Genomic DNA, 19028 nt, shown 5'->3' on the forward strand with positions numbered 1-19028 from the left:
GCTCCGGAGCCGGGGAACGACCGGCCGGCGGCCGGCTCGTTCTCGACCAGCACTCAAGCCACCGAGGCGGCGGCACGAATGCTGGCAAAAGCCGCGAAGGTCGCCCGCAACGAACGGGGGGAGAGGTGACTCAAAGCGAACTCACCGTCACCCGTGACCGCCGCCAAGCCCGGTGTCGGGCCCCAGGTGGTCAATGGCGTCATCCCTGTGCCAGCTGTTTCGCGCCGACGGCTGGTGACGCCGCTGGGCCGCCCCGGGGCGTGCGCCCTCTTCTCGCGCCCGGAGGCTTCGGTGGATGGCTTCTTCGGACCACCAGGCACTTCATGCTGTCCTCCGCGTCGCTTTCTCGTGCCGGGGCGTCGAAACCGACAGCTCCCGACCGTGAGTTCCCGCGGGGGACTGAGACTTTCTCGCGAGGAGACCCCGCGCGGCACAGCGTTTGTCCGATTCGGCAAAATACCCAGCGAGGACACTGTCTGATGTCGAACACGACCGCGGCGACGACTTTTGATGCCCCAGACGCCCTCCATGCCCGAAATCCATCGACGATATTTCAGGTCGAGAATCTACGTTATGTCAACTTAGCTCGGGAGGGGGTCAGGACGAGATGCCCACTTCATGCAGCGCGATGGCTACCTGCGGGCTGACCGACATGGATGCACGCCGGCGGGCTGACCTCACGGAGGTTTGATCGTGCGTTGCGAGTCGGCTCCCTGGAGGGTTCGGACGTACGGCGCAGAGTTGTTCAGCCGGGCGCTACCCATCTAAGAGGCGCTACGAGCCGAAGGTGTGCTGTTCCGTGGCTTTCAACAACGGCTCGGGGTGCGGCATCCCGAGCTACGCGAGCTTGCGCCCGCCCTCGCCCACCTGGCACGGGTTGTTCACGGTGCATCAATGCCGTGGCTTGAGGCGATCTGCAGGAGTTCCGTTGACGGTGAAGTCGCCCTATGGGCAGCCGCGCCCTCGCTCACTTGCGGTGGGCGCAGTTGCCAACCGCGCCACGCGGCCTACCTGAGATCCGGGTTGGGAGTCTGAGCGCTACCCCCTCGCCGCGGTGCGCTCTTTGCTGCGTCTGATGGCACGTGACTGGACGATTTCGCGGGCCGGACGTGTGCGCACAAACGTACGAAAGTGCTGTATAATAGCACGTATGCATGAAAACAGTCAGATTCTGGTCGGGACGCTTATTGAGGACTTTTTGGCGGCTCGGGCTGTTCGTAAGCCGTCGGTTCACACGTTGGCGGCGTACGAGCGGGATCTGAACTCGGTCGTCATGCACATGGGCGAAGGCGAGGTTACTTTGAGTGACCTCTCCCCTCGTTCGTTGCGGGCGGCCTTTGCGGCTTTTGCCAGCACTCGGGCTGCGGCCTCGGTGGCTCGGGCCTGGTCGAGCTGGAACGCGTTCTTCACGTTCCTAGTGGTCGAGCAGGTGGTGGCGGGAAATCCGATGTCGGCCGTGGACAAGCCGAAGCAGGCGCTCCACTCCCCTAAGCCGTTGCGGGGTGAGGACACTCCGGAGCTGCTTCTTGACGCTGTGAGCAGGGCGGATGATCGGGTTCGGGATCCGTGGCCGGAGCGGGATGTCGCGGTGCTGGCGCTGGCCCTGTGTGCGGGGTTGCGGTTGTCGGAGTTGCTGGCGCTGCGGGTTGGGTCGTTCCTGGGGCGGCCGGGTGAGCGGCGGGTCGAGGTGGCCGGCAAGGGCGGGCGGCCTCGGACCGTACCCATTGAGTCTGAGTTGGATGCTGTGGTGGATCGCTATGTGGAAAGCCGGCGGCTGCGGTTCGGGCGGGTGTCGGCCAGTGATGCGTTGATGGTGGATCGCAAGGGTGCTCCCCTGCAGCGTGGTGGGCTGCAGTACTTGGTGAGCTCTTGTTATCGGCGGGCCGGGGTCAATGACCGGGTTCCGCGGGGTGCTCAGTTGCATGCTTTGCGTCATACGTTCGCTACGCGGCTGGCTGAGGACGGGGCCAATGCGAGCGAGATCATGCGGTTGCTGGGGCATGCGTCGCTGGCTACGTCGCAGAACTACATCGAGGTGACGGCGGAGCAGCAGCGGGCGGCCGTGCGGGCTAATCGTACGAACCGCGCGCTGGGCAAGCTCGGCTGAGCCCGAGGGTCGCGCGTCGGAGTCGGCTGCTGGATGCGACCCGGGGGTGCTGGCCCGCGGTGTGGCTCCCGTGAGCGCGACCGGGCCGGAACGAGACGATTGCGTCGCTGGTGGGTGGACCGAGGTCACGATGGGGAGCCAGGCCGAGCGTCGCCACTTTCACCTTCGCCGTTGCGGGTAATCAAGCGGGCCGCCTGCCCTTGCCCCGGTCATCGCTCGTCGCAGTGTCGGCGAGCGGCTTACCCGCACGGCGGGTGCGAACGACCCCGGCCCGGTCGCTCTGCCTGTCACCGTCGCCCCTCGTGACCTGTGCCGAGCAGTGTCGGCGTGCGGCCGGGGGCGGCTTGCGGGGGTCCGGTGTGCGCCAGTCCCCCGTTGCTGCGGGTGTGCCCGTGTTCGTCGAGCGGCGGGGTCGTGTTCCGCGGGCCGGTCGGTGAGGCCACGTAGGCCGGAGAGGGCGTCGTGACGAGGAGGCTGGCTACGGTCAGCCGGCGATAGACGTGCCCGGCCGTTGTGCGGGCGGGGCTGGCTCGCCCAGGGTTCTGTCACGGTTCAGCGTGCTTTCGGCGGACTGCTGGCCGAGCCCTGTCCGTCCGTGCCGGTCCGCCTCAAGGCGTCCTGAGCAGGTGCGGGACAGCGCGCGACTCATCGAATGAGCCGCGCGCTGTCGAGAGAGGGTCAGGCGATGCTGAGTTTGACGTCGATGTTGCCGCGGGTGGCGTTGCTGTAGGGGCAGACCTGGTGGGCGGCTTCGATGAGTTGCTGGGCGGTGGCCTGGTCGACGCCGCCGAGTTCGGCTTCGATGGTGGCGTTGAGCTGGAAGCCGGGGGTGCCGTCGGTCTTGGGGCCGATGCCGACGTCGACGGTGATGGCGGTGTCGGTGAGGTCGATCTTCTGGCTGCGGGCGACCATCTTCAGCGCGCCGTGGAAGCAGGCGGCGTAGCCGGCGGCGAAGAGCTGCTCGGGGTTGCTGTGGTCGCCGCCGGGGCCGCCCATTTCCTTGGGGACGGCGAGGTCGAAGTCGAGGACGCCGTCGCTGGAGCGGACGTGGCCGTTGCGGCCGTCGCCGGAGGCGGTGGCGCTGGCGGTGTAGATCGCCGTCATGGGGTGGGTCCTTTCATCGGGAGCCGCGGACGCGGCCGGAGGACGAGCCGCGGACGCGGCCCAGCAGGTGGTGGAGCTGGATGAATTCGTCTTCGGTGAGGTCGACGGTGCAGGCGACGCGGCGCGGTAGGTCGGCGAGTTCTTGGCGGAGGTGGTGGCCGCTGTCGGTGAGGTGGATCTCGACGGTGCGTTCGTCGGCGGTGCCTCGTTGGCGGCGGACGTGGCCGGCGGTTTCGAGGCGTTTGAGCAGCGGGCTGAGGGTGCCGCTGTCGAGGTCGAGGAGTTTGCCGAGGTCGCGGACGGTGGTGGGGCCGCGGTGCCAGAGGACGCGTAGGGCGAGGTATTGGGGGTAGGTGAGCCCGTGGGGGTCGAGGGCGGGCCGGTAGATGGCGGTCATGGTGCGGCTGGCGGCGTGGAGCTGGAAGCAGACCATCTGCTCGAGTCCGGTGCTTTCGACCATGGGCAGAACCGTAGCGCGCAATTGAGTTGTGCACAACGGGTATGTGGCGGTGATCGCAACGGTGTGTGATCATCGCTCGCGTGCCGGACATCCGATTCGTACAGCTCTCCCCCGCGGCGCTGACCGCGCTGATCGACGGTGACCTGGCTGCCGCGAGTGCGGCGGCGGGCACTCCTCTGGGCCCGTACCTGGTGGATGAGGCCTGGTTGTGGCAGGTCCGCCTCGATGACATCAGGGCTGATCCGGCCGCGGCGGAGTGGATCGCGCGGGCTGCGGTGGCCGAGCCGGAGGGTGTAACGGTCGGTCACGGAGGGTTCCACGGGCCGCCCGATGCGGACGGGGTGGTCGAGGTGGCGTACTCGGTGGCGCCCGAGCACCGCCGTCAGGGCTACGCCAAGGCGATGCTGCGCTCGCTGCTGGAACGGGCCGACGCGGATCCGCGGGTGAGCGCGGTGCGGGCGAGCATCCGGCCCGACAACGTGGGGTCGCGGGCCACGATCGCCGGGTTCGGGTTCAGGAAGATCGGCGAGCAGTGGGATCCCGAGGACGGTCTGGAGGACGTCTATCTGCGACCGGCTGCCGGCGCCGCGCGGAAGGGCTAGCGGTCGAGCTGAACGACCAGGGGCAGGTGGTCGGAGAAGGCGGGCCGGCTGGTGGCGACCTGCACGACGCGGCCGAGGTGCTCGATGCCGCGGGGGTCGGCCAGGATGTGGTCGAGCTGAGCGCGGGGCATGGGGCTGGGGAAGGTGGCGGCCCGGGCCAGGGTGCGCCAGCCGGTGACGGCGCGCACGGGCCGCGAGGGCATGTTGAGATCCCCCAGCAGCACCCGGGGTGCTGGTAGCGCGCGCAGGGCCCGTACGGCATGACGCAGTTGCCGCAGGTTCCAGCCCGGCACGAACGACAGGTGGGTGGTGGCGACGGTCATCGGGCCCCGGGGTGTTTCCAGTACGGCGGCCAGCAGCACCCGTGGCTCGTCCTTGAGCAGCCGCAGGCCGTTGTCGGGGTCGTAGATGGGCGAGCGCATGGGCGCGCCGGGCAGGGCGGTGATCTGCCAGCGGCTCACCGGGTACCGGCTGACCAGGGCGATGCCGTAGAGGGGGTGCTGGTTGTCGTCGTCGCTGCGCCAGGGCTGCCACTTCTCCCCCGGTGTGCCGACGACGGCGGCGGCGAAGCGGTGGACCTGGGCGCCGAGCGCGTCGGCGGCGATGGCGGTGAGGTCGAGCAGGCCGCTGCGGGGCTGGGCCCGGTCGACCTCCTGGAGTCCGAGGACGTCGGCGTCGAGGTCGGCTACGGCGTCCGCGACGCGGTCGGCGTGTACCGTCCCGTCGGACAGCGATCTGCCGTGCAAGAGGTTGAACGTGGCCAGGCGCACGAGTATGGACCCTAGCCAACGAGGGGAAGCCGATGTTCATCAAGGCGCTCTGCTGCTCAGTGATGATCTTCATCGCAGTGGCGGCCATCGGGATCTGGTTTCAGCGCCGGCGCGGCCGATAATGCCTGTCATGACTGATGATCTGATCGCCGAGCTGGAGTCGCAGGAGCGCGAGCTCGAGCTGGGCCGTTTCGACAACGCCGACGCGTGGCGGCTGGGCAGCCTGCTGGTGGAGTTGGCGACCGAGCGGGGGCTGCCGGTGGCGATCGACATCCGGCGGGGCGCGCAGCAGCTGTTCCATGCGGGGCTGGCCGGCAGTGTGGCCGACAACGACCGGTGGATCGAGCGCAAGGTGCGGGTGGTGGAGCGCTACGGGGCGTCGTCGTTCCTGGTCGGGCGGCGGCTCGCGGCCAAGGGGCAGGAGCTGGACGCGGGTATGGGCGTGAACCCGGCCGACTATGCCGCGCACGGCGGGGCGTTCCCGATCCGGATCCGGGACGTGGGCGTGGTCGCGGTGGTGACCGTGTCGGGGTTGCCGCAGGCCGAGGATCACGCGCTGGTGGTGGAGGCGTTGCGGGCGTTTCGCTCGTAGCAATAAAAGCTTCTGGTCGTGGCCGGGCAGCGGGCAGGGTCGGGGGCATGAGACTGCTGATCCTGGGCGGGTCCGGCTTCGTGGGCCGGGCTGTCGCCGACGAGGCTGTGGGCCGCGGCTACGACGTGACCGTGTTCAACCGGGGGCTGCGGGCCGCCCCGGCCGGGGTGACCGTGCTGACCGGGGACCGGCTCGGTGATCTGAGCGCGCTGGAGCGCGGCACGTGGGACGCGGTGGTGGACACGTGGTCGGCGCAGGGTGAGGCGGTGCGGCGGACGGCGGAGCTGCTGCGGGGAAGAGCAGCCCATTACGCGTACGTGTCGAGCCGGTCGGTCTATTCGGGCCAGGAGAACGAGAAGGCGGAGGCGGCGCCCCTGGTCGACGACGGTGACGAGGGGTACGCCGGGGACAAGCTGCGCGGTGAGCGGGGCGCGGCCGCTTTCGACGGGTCGGTGCTGCTGGCGCGGGCCGGGCTGATCCTGGGCCCGCACGAGGACATCGGCCGGTTGCCGTGGTGGCTGAACCGGCTCGCCCGGGGCGGCCCGACCCTGGCCCCGGGCCCGCGCGACAACCCGTTGCAGTACATCGACGCTCGGGACCTGGCCGTTTTCCTGCTCGACACGGCCGCCCGCGGCGTGGGCGGCCCGTTCGACCTGGTCAGCCGGGCCGGCCACACCACGATGGGTGAGCTGCTGGAGATCGCGAACGAGGTGACCGGTGGGCGGGCCGAGCTGCGCTGGACGGATCCGGCGGTGATCGAGACGGCCGGGATCGAGCCGTGGACGCAGCTGCCGATCTGGCTGCCGCCCGGCGAGCTGCACGTCTTCCTGCACGGCGGGGACGTCAGCAAGGCGTACGGGGAGGGTCTTCTCTGCCGTCCCGTGCGCGCGACGATCGAGGACACGTGGGCGTGGCTGACCAGCCTGCCCGGCGACGTGCCGCAGCGGGCCGACCGCCCGGCCGTGGGCGTGGACCCGGCGGTGGAGGCGAAGGTGTTAGGCGAGTAGCTCGGCCAGGCGGGCCGCGCCGACGTTGCCCCCGGAAATGATCACACCGATCCGGGCCGGGGCCGGGTCGAGCCGGCCCGCCAGCAGCGCGGCCACCCCGGTGGCGCCGCTGGGCTCCGTCACGAGCTTGAGCCGGTCGACCGCGAAGCGCAGGGCGTCGCGGATCTCGTCCTCGCTGACCAGCACGATCCGGTCGACGAGCTCCTTGTTGATCGAGAAGGTGAGCTCGCCCGGGATCGGCGCGGCCTGCCCGTCGGCAATCGTGCGGGGCACCGGGATGCGCACGCGCTCACCCGCGGCCAGCGACAGCTGCGTGTCGTTGCCGGCCTCGGGCTCGACCCCGACGACCTGGATGCCGGGCTGCACGCCCTTGGCCGCGATCGAACTGCCGGCGATCAGGCCGCCGCCACCCACCGGCACGACGATCGCGTCGAGGTGACCGACTTCTTCGAGCAGCTCGAGGGCGGCGGTACCTTGCCCGGCGATCACGTCGGGGTGGTCGTAGGGCGGGATGAGCGCCACGCCGCGGTCGGCGGCCAGCTGCGCGCCGATGGCCTCACGGTCGCCGGTGTACCGGTCGTACGTGATGATCTCGGCCCCGTAACCGGCGACCGCGTCGAGCTTCGAACGCGGCGTGTCCTCGGGCATCACGATGACGGCGCTCGTGCCGAGCTCTTTCGCCGAGAGCGCGACGGCCTGGGCGTGATTGCCCGACGAGTACGCGGCGATGCCCCGGGCCAGCTGCTCGGGGCTCAGCCGGCGGATCGCGTTGTAGGCGCCGCGGAACTTGAACGCGCCGATGCGCTGCAGATTCTCGCATTTCAGGTACACCTGCGCCCCGACCCGCTCGTCGAGCGTGCGCGAGTGCAGGACCGGAGTGTGGTGGGCGACGCCCTCGATCCGCTTGGCCGCCTCGCGGACGTCCTGCAAGGTGACCATAAGTCGTTTCCCTCCGCTGCCGTGGTGGCGATAACCTGCGCTGCGATGACGCTATCCCATGACTCCGGCGGAACCGGGCGGCCGGTGCTGCTGCTGCATTCGACGGTCTGCGACCGCCGCATGTGGGATCCGCAGATGGTCGCCCTGGCCTCGGCCGGTCTGCGCGCGCTGCGGGTCGACCTTCCCGGGTACGGTGACTCCCCCGTGCCGGCCCAGCCGTACAACCCGGCCGAGATGGTCATCGAGGTGCTCGACGGCGTCGACGAGTTCGCGGTCGTCGGCTCCTCCGGTGGCGGCGCGGTCGCGCTCGAGATCGCCGCCCGCTGGCCGCGGCGGGTGAGCGCGCTGGCCCTGCTGTGCTCCGCCGGGCCCGACCTCGACCCGTCGCCGCAGCTGCGCGAGGTCTGGGCGCAGGAGAACGCGCTGCTCGAAGCCGGTGACGTGGCCGGCGCCACCGAGCTCATGGTGACGACGTGGCTGGGCCCGCTCGCCGACGACGCGACCCGCGCGCACGTCCGCACGATGCAGCGCCACGCCTTCGAGGTGCAGCTGGCCGCGGCCGAGGTCGAAGAGCTCGAGGTCCCGTACGAGGTGGAAGCCGTCACCGCCCCGGCGCTGCTCGTCTCCGGCGCCCACGACCTGCCCGACTTTCGCACCGTCGCCGCCGACCTGGCCGCCCGCCTGCCGGACGCGACCCACGTGCCGCTCGACTGGGCCGGCCACCTGCCCAGCCTGGAGGACCCGGCCGCCCTCAACGACCTGTTGCTGCCGTTCCTGACCGGCCGGTGACCGTTTCCGATCGGGTGGCGCTCTCGCTGCGCGCGCTGGGTCCGGCCGGTGAGACCTCGCTGCCCGAGCTGGTGGCCGGCCTGGCCGCGGAGACCGCGGCCTGTCACGACGCGGGCCGGATCACCGGGGTCGACCCGGAAGCCATCCGGCAGTGGGCCCACATCGAGCTGGTCTCGACCGGGCTGCACGTGCTGCGGCTCGGCGACCACGAGGAAGCCCGCCTGTTCCTCACCGTGGCCGACCTGTCGTGCTGATCCTGATGGTCGGGCTGCCCGGCTCGGGCAAGACCGTGCGGGCCCAGGAACTGGCCGAGGAACACCGGGCGCTGCGCTTCACGCCGGACGAGTGGATGATCGCCCTGTACGACGGGGTGCAGCCCGACGGCAAGCGTGACCTCGTGGAGGGGCGGCTCATCACCGTTGCCCTGCGGGCGCTGCAGCTGAACACCAACGTGGTGCTCGACTTCGGGTTGTGGAGCCGCGACGAACGCTCCGCGCTGCGCTGGCTCGCCGAAGCGGCCGGATCACCGTGCCACGTGGTCTACCTGCCTGTCACTGCGGACGTCCAGCAGGCTCGGGTCGCGCTCCGCCAGGCCACCGCGCCCCACACGACGTTCCCGATGACCGCCGCCGACCTCGTGGCCTGGCGAGACCTGTTCGAGGCCCCCGACCGCGAGGAACTGAGCGGCGCCGCCATTCCGGACCCACCACCGGGCTGGCCGGGCTGGCGGGAATGGGCCGTCGACCGCTGGCCCACACTCGAGCCGCCTCAGCCCGGCGAATAGGTGAGCAGTGCCGAGAATTTGGGCGCCCACCTCTTCGACAGACTGGATGCGCCGCCCTCGGAGGCCGAACCGCAGCGGCGGCGACCACGATTTCGGGCCCGAAGTAACGGCCCGGGGGCGTCAGCCGACAGCGGCCGGCACGTCAGCCGCGGCTGTAGTGGCGCGGCGGGTGCGCAGCATCGCCCAGCCGACCAGGGTGGCGGCCAGCAGGGTGAGCAGGATGCCGGCGAGGGTGACGGCCTGGTGGAACTCGGTGTGCTGGTGGGCCGACCAGGTCGAGACGGCGATCGAGCCGGTGAACAGGGCGGCCACCACAGTGCCGCTCAGCGCGATACCCGCCCCGGAGGTGACCTCGCTGGCCGTGTCGACCAGGGCGGCGCCGATCGAGGTGCGGTTCTCGGGCAGGCCGCGCAGGACGTTGACGCCGGCCACGGCGCCGACCACGCGGATCGCGGCCGCCACCAGGGCGAGCGATAGGGCTACCCACACGTAGCCGAAGCGGCCCAGCAGCGCGTACACCGCCAGCCCGCCGACCACGGCTGCGGAGCTGAGAGCGGCCGCGCGTTCCAGGCCGACCCGCTCGACGAAGCGGTTGACGAACGGGCCGGCGCAGACCAGCACGATGACCTGGGGCAGCATCCCGGCTGCGGCCAGCGCGGGTGGCCAGCCCCAGTCGAGCTGGAACTGCAACGTCACCAGGTAGCCCATCCCGGCCACGGCCAGCCCGGTGGCGGCCTTGTAGGCCAGCCCGGCTGACACCAGCGGGCGCGCGACGAGCGAGAGGTCCAGCAGCGGATGCCGGGCCGTACGTTCGCGCACCACGAACAGCACCCCGGCGGCGACAGCGCCCGCGACGGCGAACCACGAGCCGGTGCTGCCGGCGACGAACAGGGTCGGGGCGATCAGGGCGAGCACGATCGTGGCCGTGCCGAGCAGCGCGCCCGGCACGTCGATCGGGTCGCGGTGCAGCCCGGCCGGGTCGTCGGGCTCGATGCCGGCCCGGATGCCCACGAGGGCCAGGGCCGCGATCGGCACGTTGACGAGCAGCAGCACCTGCCACGGGGCGACCGCCAGGACGAACCCGCCGGCCGTCGGGCCCACGGCCAGACCGACCAGACCGACGGTGGAAATGAGCGTCATTGCGCGAACGCGCAAGTTGTCGTCATCGAACAGCCGAAAAGCGAGCGCAATCGAACCGGGAGTGGTCATCGCGGCGGCAACTCCCATCACCGCGCGCACGGCGATCAGCTGCTCGGCCGTCGAGACCAGAACGGTGGCGAGCGAGGCGGCGCCGAGCAGCACCAGGCCGATCAGCATCATGCGGCGGCGCCCGGCCCGGTCGGCGAGCGCGCCGAACACCAGCATCAGACCGCCGAACACGACCGAGTAGGCGCCGGTCACCCATTGCAGGGCGACGGTGGACGCGTGCAGTTCGCGGCCGATGGTGGGCAGCGCGACGTTGAGGATCGAGTTGTCGAGCATCTCGAACAGGAACACCGCCGACAGGCCGGCCAGGGCCACCCAGGCCGAACGCAGGGACGTCTTCATGCGCTGAACAGTAACGCTAACCGTTAGGATTTCACAACGGATATGAGTTCGACACTGGTAGTGTCACGGGCGTGAGCGAGCAGACGAGCCGCCGGGAACGCAAGAAGGCGGCCACCCGCCAGGCCATCGCCAACACGGCGCTGACCATGTTTCTCGAGCGCGGCTACGACGCCGTCGGCATCCGCGAGGTGGCGCAGGCGGCCGATGTCGCCGTCACCACCGTGTTCGCGCACTTCCCGTCGAAAGAAGCGCTCGTCTTCGACCGTGACCAGGGCCTGCAGGACAGGCTGGTCGACGCCGTCACCGGCCGCGGCCGGCGGTGGAGCGCGGCCCAGGCCCTGCGCGACGAACTGCACGTGATGGTCCACGAGTTCACCGGCGAGCAGTCCGCCGTCTTCTGGCGCCTGGTCGACGGCTCGCCCGAACTGCGCGAGTACGAGTCCCGCATGTGGCAGCGCCACGCCGACGCCCTGGCCCTGGCCATCGCCGCCGACCGCGGCCGGGCCGAGCCCGCCACCACCGACAAGGCCCTGGCCCGCTACGTGCTCGGCGTCTTCCCCCTGGCCCGCGAGGCCCCCGACCCGGCCACCGCCGTCGACGAGATCATGGACCTGGTCGACGCCGCCTGGGCCGCCGCCCGACAGAACCGGGCAGCGGAGGTTCCCAAGCCGGCGCCATGACGTGAAACCTGCAGCGTCCGGCCCCGCGCGCACCGGAGTTTCCAAGGTCGTACCGCGAGATGAAAGCCCCGGAGCGGCCAGCACTGCAGCGGGGCTTTTATCCGGCACCCCGAGGCGAAAGGCCGAAGCGACCGGCCCACACAGCGGAGTTTCCCAGCCCACGCCGCGACGGAAAGGCCGAACGCATCCGGCTGTCGGCGGCCGCGGCGTATCCGACGCTGGTCGACCGCCCACCGGGAGTGCGTCAGGCCGCGGCGAGCAGGCCCTGGGTATCGGTCACGCCCAGGCGCGAGGCCATGGTCGTGCGGGCGGCGATCTTGGCGGTGTAGACGGCGCGGCGCCGGGCCACGCAACCGTCGGGCGCGCCGGCGGCCTTCTGCTGCTCCAGGTGGGTGCTCAGGCCGTCCTTGAGCAGCGCGAGGGCCTCGGTGCGCAGCTGCGACACCCGCGACTCGGTCACCTCGAGCTGGGCCGCGACCTCGGACAGGGGCCGCTCCCGCAGATATGACTCCTCGACCACGAACCGCAGCCGCTCGGGCAGCACGGCCACCGCGTCGTGCAGGTAGCCGATGCGCTCGCGGTGCAGCAGCATCTCCTCCGGGTTGAGCGCGGTCTCGGCCACCATCTCCTCGGCCGTCCCGGCCGCGAACCCCTGCAGCGACAGCACCGCGGCCCGTTGCACGTCGTCCTGCACGGTCGACAGCTCGGACACGGCCACCCCCAGGAGCTCGGCCAGCTCGGTCTCGGTGGGCGTGCGGCCCAGCCGGGCGGTCAGCTCCTGGCGGGCCTGCTCGGCGCGGCGGGCCCGGGCCCGCACCGACCGGCTGGCCCAGTCGAGGCCGCGGAGCTCGTCGAGCAGGGCGCCGCGGACGCGCATGGCCGCGAACTTGCCGAACGGGATGCCCCGCTGCGGGTCGAACGCGCGGGCGGCGGTGACCAGCGCCGCGTAGCCGGCCGAGGCCAGGTCGTCGCGGTGCACGTGCGGCGGAACCTTGAACAGCATCTCGCGCACCATGTGACCGACCAGCGCCATGTTGTCGCGGACGAGAGTCTCGATCGTGGTGGCGTTCATGGTGGTTCCCCCTTTGTCGTTGCTGACAGGGAGGAACTTTTGTGGTCGCCGGGTGCAGCCGGCGGTGACGAACGGTTGCCGCTCAGTTGCTCCGCGAAAAAGTTCTCAAGTGAGCAGCCAGCCGTTCTCCACGGCCAGGCGTACGGCCTCGGCGCGGGTGCGGGCACCGGTCTTCCCGATGGCCGCCGACAGGTGGTTGCGCACGGTTCCCTCGGACAGGTGCAGCTCGCGGGCGATGTCGGCCACCGTCCCGCCGTCGCGGGCCGCCCGCAGCACCCCGGTCTCGCGTTCGGTCAACGGCGAGTCGCCCTGCGCGAGGGACTGCGCGGCCAGGCCGGGGTCGACCACCCGCAGCCCCTCGTGGACGCGGCGCACCGCGTCGGCCAGTTGCCGGGCCGGGGTGTCCTTGACGATGAACCCGCCGGCGCCGGCCGCCATGGCCTGCCGCAGGTAACCGGCCCGGCCGAACGTGGTCACCATCAGGACCCGTACGGAAGGCATTGCTCTGTGCAGGGCCCGGGCCGCCGCGACGCCGTCGAGGCCGGGCATCTCCACGTCGAGCAGCGCCACGTCCGGTTCGGTGGCCTGGGCGGCCGCCACCACCTCGTCGCCGCGGCCCACCTCGGCCACGACCTTGAGGTCGGGTTCCATGTCGAGCAGCGCGGCCATCGCGCCGCGCACCAGGGCCTGGTCGTCGGCCAGCAGCAGCTTGATCATGTCGGAACCTCCACGCGTACCCGGAAACCCGGCCCGTCCTCGCGGGCGCCGGCCACCAACCGCCCGCCCACCGCCTCGGCCCGCCGCCGAAGCCCCGCCAGCCCCTGCCCACCGACCCGAGACCCGCTCACCGAAGACCCTCCCGGACCCCGCACGGCGGCCGGGAGCCCGGCCACGGACGCGCCATCGGTATCGAGGCCCGCGATGACACGCTCGCGGGCGAAGGGCCCGTCGTCGAGGATCTCCACACAGCTCGGGGTGATCTGTACGCGTACGTGCCGGGCCCCGCTGTGCCGCACGACGTTGGTGACGGCCTCGCGGATCGTCCAGGCGAACAGCTCCCGGTTGCGGGTCGGCACCTCGTCGGCTGCCCCCGGTAACTCCGCCTCCACGTTGGCCGCCGCCAGGGCCTCCCGCGCGGCCGCGATCTCCCCCGGCAGCGAGATGCCCCGCACCCCCAGCGCCGTGGTCCGCACATCGGCCAGGGCGTCGCGGGCCAGGGCCTCCAGATCGGCCAGCTCCTTGCGGGCCCGGTCCAGATCGACGTCGAGCAGCCGCTGAGCCAGCTCGGCCTTCACCGTGACCACGGTCAGCGAATGCCCGAGGATGTCGTGCAGGTCGGCCGCGATCCGGGCACGCTCGTCGGCCACCGCCCGCTCCGAGAGTTCCCGCTGCGCCGCCATGAGCCGGCGCTGCCGTTCCCCGGCCACCCGGATCCCGTACGTGGCCAGCGAACCCAGCACCACGGCCAGCCCGTACCCACGGTCGGACCAGCCCTCGACGAACCGGGGGGCGGCCTCGGCCCCCACGAACAGGACCACCGCCAGCGGCACCGACTGCGGCACCGGCAGGTTCATCATGGCCAGCGCGGCCACGTAGACCAGGCAGGCCAGCGCCTGATCGCCCGCGCCCGGCACCTGCAACCCGAACAGGGCCAGCAACAGCGTGATACCCAGCCACACCCGTACGGTGTTGCGTCCCGCCGACAGACGCCGCCCGCGGGCCACCAGGAACAGATAGCCGGCGGCGAACAGGGCGACCGCGGTCAGGCCGGTGACCTGCCAGTACATGTTCGGCTGCTCGCGCAGCGCCCCGACCGTGCCGCCGAGGTAGAACAGCCAGACGGCGGCGAACGTCCACCCCAAGCGCGGTGGGCCGCCCGTCGCCGTCGCCTTCATACCGAGGAACTTACGGCTCATACGCGGGCGGTGTCCCGCCGGAACCGCCACATCGCGCCCGCCGCGAACAGGGCCGTCCACACGACCACGTTGAGCACGGCCAGCCACAGGTTGCCGTCGTGGGTCAGCGGGTAGCGGGCGATCTCCCCGACCCCGTACACCGGGGTGAACTTGGCGATCGTGGCGAAGGTCGGCCCGAACTGGTCCAGCGGCACGAAAAGCCCACCGGCGAACGAGAGCACGGCCAGCACCGGCCCGAGGATCTGCATCACGTTCTCGCTGGGCAGCAGGTAGCCCATGAACAGGCCGAACGCGGCGAACACGAGCGCGCACACCCAGGCCAGAAGACCACAGAGCACCCACGCGTACGCCGGCAGCTGCGCCCCCGAGAAGGCCCCGACCACAAACGCGACAGCCACGGACACGGCACCGATGATCATGGCGAGGACCAGTTTCACGGCGACGTAGGCGGCCGGGCGCAGCGGGGTCAGCCGCAGCTGCCGGCTCCACCCGGCGGCCCGCTCGACCGACACCATGGCGCCGCCCGAGGTGGTGGCCAGCATCGCCCCGTACACGGCCATGCTGATCAGGATGTAGCCGGTGAGGTTGCCCCCGCCGATCTGCTCGGTCTTGTACGAGCTGCTCGTGCCGAACAGCAGGAAGAACACCGCCGGCATGATGAAGGTGAACACGACCGTCCGGCGGTTGCGCAGCATCCGGCGCAGCTCGAGCCGGATCATGCCCGGGGTGAACCCGCCGAGCTTCGGCAACGAACGCTGCGGGACAGCAAAAGTGGTCATCGCGGGGTCTCCTCGTCGGCGGTCAGGGCCAGGAACGCGTCCTCCAGGTTGCGGGAGGTGACCTCCAGGTCCCGGGCCGCGGTGCGGGTGAGCAGATAACGGGCGATCTCGTCGGAGTCGTTGCCGTGCAGGAACACCGTGTCCCCGCGGATCTCGGACCGGTCGGCCCCCGGCACCGACTGAAGAAGGGACGAGGTCGCGCCGGGCAGGGTCGCCCGCACGGTCCGGCCCGAGGCCAGGGCCTTGACCTCGGCCGCGGTGCCGTCGGCGACGATCCGCCCGCGCCGCACGAACACGACCCGGTCGGCGTACGCGTCGGCCTCCTCCAGGTAATGGGTGGCGAAGATGACCGTGCGGCCGCGGCGCGCGTCGTCGCGGATGGCCGACCAGAAGTCGTGCCGGCCGGCCACGTCCATGCCGGTCGTCGGCTCGTCCAGGATCAGCAGTTCCGGGTCGGGCAGCAACGCCATCGCGAACCGCAGCCGCTGCTGCTGACCGCCCGAGCACTTGCCGACCAGCCGGCCCGCCACGTCGGTGAGCCCGGCCCGCGCGATGGTCTCGTCGACCGCCGTACGCGGGCGGCCGAACAACACGGCCGTCAGGCGCACGGTCTCCTCGACGGTGTAGTCCTTGAGCAGGCCGCCGGTCTGCATGACGGCCGAGACCAGGCCGAGCGCGACCGCGTCGTGCGGGGCCCGCCCGTACACCTCGACGCGGCCCTCGTCGGGCTTCTGCAGGCCGAGCAGCATGTCGACGGTGGTGGTCTTGCCGGCGCCGTTGGGGCCGAGCAAGGCGACCACCTCGCCGGGGCGAATGGTCAGGGTGACGCCGTCGACCGCCGTCACCGCGCCGTAGCGCTTGACGACGCCGGACAGCTCGACCGCGGAGGTCTCGAGTGCGATGGTGGTGAGGGTCATGCGTTCATCGTCGGCCGACGGCCGGGCCGGACGCGCTGTCACGCGTCACGACCCGGCCGTGACATTCGTCAGGGGCGACCGGCCCCGACCGGTTCCTCGGCACGCTCGCCGGGGCTCGGGATGCGGGTCACCAGGAACACCTGATAGTCCATGGCCAGGCCGAACACGATGATTTCTCGCTGATGTCGGAGTTCAGGGCGGTCGTGCCGGTCACGCCCAGCACCCCGGGCACTGGTCAGCCCGGGCGACCGGCTCGACGCCGGATAGCCTCTGGCGCCGGGCCGCCCGAACCACCAGAATGCGGCGATGGACCCGACGCACAGCGCCCTGATCGTCGCCGTCGCCGAGGCCGAGCCCGTCGTGGCCGCCCACCGCGACCGCCTCGACCTGGCCGCCTCGTGGGGGGTGCCCGCGCACATCACGGTCTGCTACCCGTTCCTGCCGCCGGCCGCGATCGACGAGCACGTGCTGGCCGGGCTGCGCCAGGCCGCGTCCGGGGTGCCCGCGTTCTTCTGCACGCTCGCCGACATCGGCTGGTTCGGCGAACGGGTCGTGTGGCTCGGCCCCGACCCGGCCCACCCGTTCCAGGCGCTGACCGCGGCCGTCACCGCCCGGTTCCCGGCCGCCCGGCCCTACGACGGCCTCTACGACGAGGTCGTGCCCCACCTGACCATCGGGCACGACCATCCCCCGGCCGACCTGAAGGCCGCCGCCGGCGCGATCGCCGAACACCTGCCGATCCACGCCCGCGTCACCAGCATGCGCCTGGCCGTCGGCATCCCCGGCCCGGGCACACCCTGGTCAACCCTGGAGGAGTTCGCGCTCGGCTGAGGGCGACCCGTCGGCCACCACCGGCTCCGGGTCGGCCTCCGGCTCGGCGTGGGTCGCCCCCGGCCGCCGGTCGAGCAGGCGGGTCAGCTTCTCGCCCTCCACGTCGACGTCGGGCAGCACCCGGTCCAGCCAGCGCGGCAACCACCAGGCGGCGTTGCCCAGCAGCACCATCACCGCCGGCACCAGGATCATCCGCACCACCACGGCGTCGAACAGCACGGCCATGCCCAGCCCGAACCCGATCGACTTGATCACCGCTTCCGGGCCGAGCATGAACCCGAAGAACACACTCATCATGATCAACGCGGCCGCGGTGACGACCCGGGCCCCGTGCCGGAAACCGCTGACCACCGCGTCACGGGCGCTCAGACCGTGCACGAAGTCCTCGCGCATCCGGGTCACCAGGAACACCTGGTAGTCCATGGCCAGGCCGAACACGATGCCGATGAGCAGGATGGGCAGGAAGCTGATGATCGGCCCGTTCTGGATCAGCCCGATCCGGTCGGCCTGCCAGCCCCACTGGAACACCGCGACCACCGCCCCGAACGTGGCCGCCACCGACAGCAGGAACCCCGCGGTCGCCGTCAACGGCACCAGCACCGACCGGAACACCAGGGCCAGAAGCACAAAAGCCAGACCCACAACCAGAATCAGGTACGGGATCAGGGCGCCCGCCAATTTCTCGCTGATGTCCAGATTGACGGCGGTGGTGCCGGTGACACCCAGCACCCCGGGGACCGCGCGCAGCCGGTGCACGAGGTCCTCGGTGGCCCGGTCGCTCGGGCCGGTGGTCGGGACGACCGTGATGATCGACGTGTCCCCGGCGACGTTGGTCGCGGGCGCGCTGACCACGGCGACTCCGGCTATCCCCTCCAGCTTCGTGCCGGGCGTGGCGACCACGGTCAGCGGCCCGTTGAAACCCGGCCCGAAACCGTCGGCCAGCTGGTCGTACGCCCGCCGGGGGCTGGTGTCGGCGGCCGCGCTGCCGTCGGTCGGCAACCCCAGCCGCAGGTCGGCGGCCGGGATCGCGATCACACCGAGACCGATCACCGCGGCCAGCAGGGCCGGCGCCGGCCGGCGGGCGATCACCCGCACCCACGTCTCGCCCATCGACTTGCGGGCGGTGGTGGCCCGCAGCTTGGCCGGGGTGATCCGCTCACCGGCGTACGCGAGCAGGGCCGGCAACAGCGTCAGAGCGATCAGGACGGCCACCGCCACCGTGCCCGCGGCCGCCACCCCCATCTGGGTCAGGAACGGGATCCCGGCCACGGCCAGCCCCGACAAGGCGATGATCACCGTGAGCCCGGCGAACACCACGGCGTTGCCGGCCGTACCCACCGCCCGCCCGGCCGCCTCGGGCGCGTCCCGGCCCGCCCGCAGCTCGGTGCGGTAGCGCGACACGATGAACAGCGCGTAGTCGATGGCCACGGCCAGCCCCAGCATCATGGCCAGCGACGAGGTCGTGCCCGACAGCTCGGTGAACCGGGTCGCGATGCCGATCCCGGCGAACCCCAGCGCCACCCCGATGATCGCGGTCAGCAGCGGCAACCCGGCCGCCACCAGTGACCCGAACGTGACGAGCAGGACGACGGCGGCGATCACCACCCCGAACACCTCACCGATCGGGGCGTGCCCGGAGGCCTGCACGGCGTCCCCGCCGACCTCGGCGATCAGCCCCTCGGCCCGCGCCCACATCACCGCGTCGTCCAGGCCCTGCCGGGCCGCGCCGGTCAGTCCGCTCGGCGGCACGCTATAGGTGACCTGCACGTACGCGACCGTGCGGGCCGGGTTCTGGGCCGGGTCACTGACCGCCGCGACCTGCGGGGCGCTCTTGAGCGAGGCCACCGCCCGCCCCACGGCGGCCTGGTCGAGCGGGTTGGCGCCGGGCTGGGCGAACACCACCTTGGCCACGGCCCCCGCGGTCTGCGCCCGGGCCTGCGGGAACCGCTCGGCCAGCAGGTCGATCGTCTGCTGGGCGGGGGTGCCCGGGATGCTGAACGAGGCCGTCGTCGGCTTCTGCAGCACGACCATCCCGGCCAGCGCCGCGACCAGCACCCCGAGCCAGGCCAGCAACACCGTCCGGCGGTTACGGAACGCGTACCGGCCCAGCCGGTAGAGAAAGGTCGCCACA

The 19028-nt window shown here is 71.5% G+C and carries 20 protein-coding genes; 9 read left to right on the plus strand and 11 right to left on the minus strand.

The annotated features are described in order from the left end of the window. Positions 1 to 1150 precede the first annotated feature (1150 nt). Entirely contained in the window at positions 1151 to 2107 is a 957-nt protein-coding gene (locus M1L60_RS03355) for a tyrosine-type recombinase/integrase (protein ID WP_253235760.1), read from the plus strand. 678 nt (positions 2108 to 2785) lie between these two features. On the opposite strand, the gene M1L60_RS03360 is transcribed toward M1L60_RS03355, so the two are convergent. Together M1L60_RS03360 and M1L60_RS03365 are read right to left on the minus strand one after the other, a co-directional pair. After that, positions 2786 to 3211 (minus strand): organic hydroperoxide resistance protein, encoded by a 426-nt coding sequence (locus M1L60_RS03360; RefSeq protein WP_253235761.1) that lies wholly within the window; start codon positions 3209 to 3211, stop codon positions 2786 to 2788. Positions 3212 to 3224: 13 nt separating this feature from the next. After that, positions 3225 to 3671 carry a MarR family winged helix-turn-helix transcriptional regulator gene (locus tag M1L60_RS03365; protein ID WP_253235762.1) on the minus strand — a complete coding sequence of 149 codons (447 nt, stop codon included), beginning with the start codon at positions 3669 to 3671 and terminating at the stop codon, positions 3225 to 3227. Between the two features lie 80 nt (positions 3672 to 3751). On the opposite strand from M1L60_RS03365, the gene M1L60_RS03370 reads away from it, so the two are divergent. After that, the gene (locus M1L60_RS03370; RefSeq protein WP_253235763.1) at positions 3752 to 4273 is read left to right on the plus strand and encodes a GNAT family N-acetyltransferase; all 522 of its coding nucleotides are present in this window, start codon (positions 3752 to 3754) and stop codon (positions 4271 to 4273) included. Here the strand turns inward: M1L60_RS03370 and M1L60_RS03375 are convergent. Further along, on the minus strand, positions 4270 to 5043 hold the full coding sequence (locus M1L60_RS03375; protein WP_253235764.1) for an endonuclease/exonuclease/phosphatase family protein: 774 nt from the start codon (positions 5041 to 5043) through the stop codon (positions 4270 to 4272). The genes M1L60_RS03370 and M1L60_RS03375 overlap by 4 nt on opposite strands. A gap of 130 nt (positions 5044 to 5173) precedes the next feature. On the opposite strand from M1L60_RS03375, the gene M1L60_RS03380 reads away from it, so the two are divergent. Continuing rightward, positions 5174 to 5635 carry a heme-degrading domain-containing protein gene (locus M1L60_RS03380; RefSeq protein WP_253235765.1) on the plus strand — a complete coding sequence of 154 codons (462 nt, stop codon included), beginning with the start codon at positions 5174 to 5176 and terminating at the stop codon, positions 5633 to 5635. Between the two features lie 47 nt (positions 5636 to 5682). After that, the gene (locus M1L60_RS03385; protein ID WP_253235766.1) at positions 5683 to 6642 is read left to right on the plus strand and encodes an NAD-dependent epimerase/dehydratase family protein; all 960 of its coding nucleotides are present in this window, start codon (positions 5683 to 5685) and stop codon (positions 6640 to 6642) included. Here the strand turns inward: M1L60_RS03385 and M1L60_RS03390 are convergent. After that, positions 6631 to 7581 (minus strand): pyridoxal-phosphate dependent enzyme, encoded by a 951-nt coding sequence (locus tag M1L60_RS03390; RefSeq protein WP_253235767.1) that lies wholly within the window; start codon positions 7579 to 7581, stop codon positions 6631 to 6633. The genes M1L60_RS03385 and M1L60_RS03390 overlap by 12 nt on opposite strands. Positions 7582 to 7626: 45 nt before the next feature. On the opposite strand from M1L60_RS03390, the gene M1L60_RS03395 reads away from it, so the two are divergent. Genes M1L60_RS03395 through M1L60_RS03405 form a run of 3 tightly spaced genes read left to right on the plus strand, consistent with a single transcriptional unit; the run spans position 7627 to position 9154 of the window. Continuing rightward, entirely contained in the window at positions 7627 to 8370 is a 744-nt protein-coding gene (locus M1L60_RS03395; RefSeq protein WP_253235768.1) for an alpha/beta fold hydrolase, read from the plus strand. Further along, a complete protein-coding gene (locus M1L60_RS03400; protein WP_253235769.1) occupies positions 8367 to 8624 on the plus strand; it encodes a hypothetical protein in 258 nt (85 codons plus the stop codon). Before M1L60_RS03395 ends, M1L60_RS03400 begins: the two co-directional genes overlap by 4 nt. Next, positions 8618 to 9154, plus strand: a complete 537-nt coding sequence (locus M1L60_RS03405; RefSeq protein WP_253235770.1) for a P-loop nucleotide/nucleoside kinase family protein — start codon at positions 8618 to 8620, stop codon at positions 9152 to 9154. Before M1L60_RS03400 ends, M1L60_RS03405 begins: the two co-directional genes overlap by 7 nt. Before the next feature lie 120 nt (positions 9155 to 9274). On the opposite strand, the gene M1L60_RS03410 is transcribed toward M1L60_RS03405, so the two are convergent. Next, the gene (locus M1L60_RS03410) at positions 9275 to 10702 is read right to left on the minus strand and encodes an MFS transporter (RefSeq protein WP_253235771.1); all 1428 of its coding nucleotides are present in this window, start codon (positions 10700 to 10702) and stop codon (positions 9275 to 9277) included. 71 nt (positions 10703 to 10773) lie between these two features. On the opposite strand from M1L60_RS03410, the gene M1L60_RS03415 reads away from it, so the two are divergent. Then, positions 10774 to 11382, plus strand: coding sequence for a TetR/AcrR family transcriptional regulator (locus M1L60_RS03415; RefSeq protein WP_253235772.1), 609 nt, complete (start codon positions 10774 to 10776; stop codon positions 11380 to 11382). Between the two features lie 244 nt (positions 11383 to 11626). Here M1L60_RS03415 and M1L60_RS03420 read toward each other — a convergent pair whose 3' ends face one another. The 5 genes from M1L60_RS03420 to M1L60_RS03440 all read right to left on the minus strand — a co-directional run bounded on the left by M1L60_RS03420 (position 11627) and on the right by M1L60_RS03440 (position 16066). Further along, positions 11627 to 12454 (minus strand): sigma-70 family RNA polymerase sigma factor, encoded by an 828-nt coding sequence (locus M1L60_RS03420; RefSeq protein ID WP_253235773.1) that lies wholly within the window; start codon positions 12452 to 12454, stop codon positions 11627 to 11629. A gap of 105 nt (positions 12455 to 12559) precedes the next feature. Continuing rightward, positions 12560 to 13171 carry a response regulator transcription factor gene (locus M1L60_RS03425; protein WP_253235774.1) on the minus strand — a complete coding sequence of 204 codons (612 nt, stop codon included), beginning with the start codon at positions 13169 to 13171 and terminating at the stop codon, positions 12560 to 12562. Then, positions 13168 to 14370 carry a sensor histidine kinase gene (locus tag M1L60_RS03430; RefSeq protein WP_253235775.1) on the minus strand — a complete coding sequence of 401 codons (1203 nt, stop codon included), beginning with the start codon at positions 14368 to 14370 and terminating at the stop codon, positions 13168 to 13170. Before M1L60_RS03430 ends, M1L60_RS03425 begins: the two co-directional genes overlap by 4 nt. Further along, positions 14367 to 15149: an ABC transporter permease gene (locus M1L60_RS03435; RefSeq protein ID WP_253235776.1), complete on the minus strand. Its 783-nt coding sequence runs from the start codon at positions 15147 to 15149 to the stop codon at positions 14367 to 14369. The genes M1L60_RS03430 and M1L60_RS03435 overlap by 4 nt, the downstream gene beginning before the upstream one ends. After that, positions 15146 to 16066: an ABC transporter ATP-binding protein gene (locus M1L60_RS03440; RefSeq protein WP_253235777.1), complete on the minus strand. Its 921-nt coding sequence runs from the start codon at positions 16064 to 16066 to the stop codon at positions 15146 to 15148. Before M1L60_RS03440 ends, M1L60_RS03435 begins: the two co-directional genes overlap by 4 nt. Before the next feature lie 306 nt (positions 16067 to 16372). Between M1L60_RS03440 and M1L60_RS03445 the strand changes: the two genes are divergently transcribed. Continuing rightward, positions 16373 to 16897, plus strand: coding sequence for a 2'-5' RNA ligase family protein (locus M1L60_RS03445; protein WP_253235778.1), 525 nt, complete (start codon positions 16373 to 16375; stop codon positions 16895 to 16897). Here the strand turns inward: M1L60_RS03445 and M1L60_RS03450 are convergent. After that, positions 16868 to 19027 carry an MMPL family transporter gene (locus M1L60_RS03450; protein WP_253235779.1) on the minus strand — a complete coding sequence of 720 codons (2160 nt, stop codon included), beginning with the start codon at positions 19025 to 19027 and terminating at the stop codon, positions 16868 to 16870. The genes M1L60_RS03445 and M1L60_RS03450 overlap by 30 nt on opposite strands. Position 19028 lies beyond the last annotated feature (1 nt).

The organism is Paractinoplanes aksuensis (assembly GCF_024137025.1).
In the GTDB taxonomy this organism is placed as follows: Bacteria; Actinomycetota; Actinomycetes; order Mycobacteriales; family Micromonosporaceae; genus Actinoplanes; species Actinoplanes aksuensis.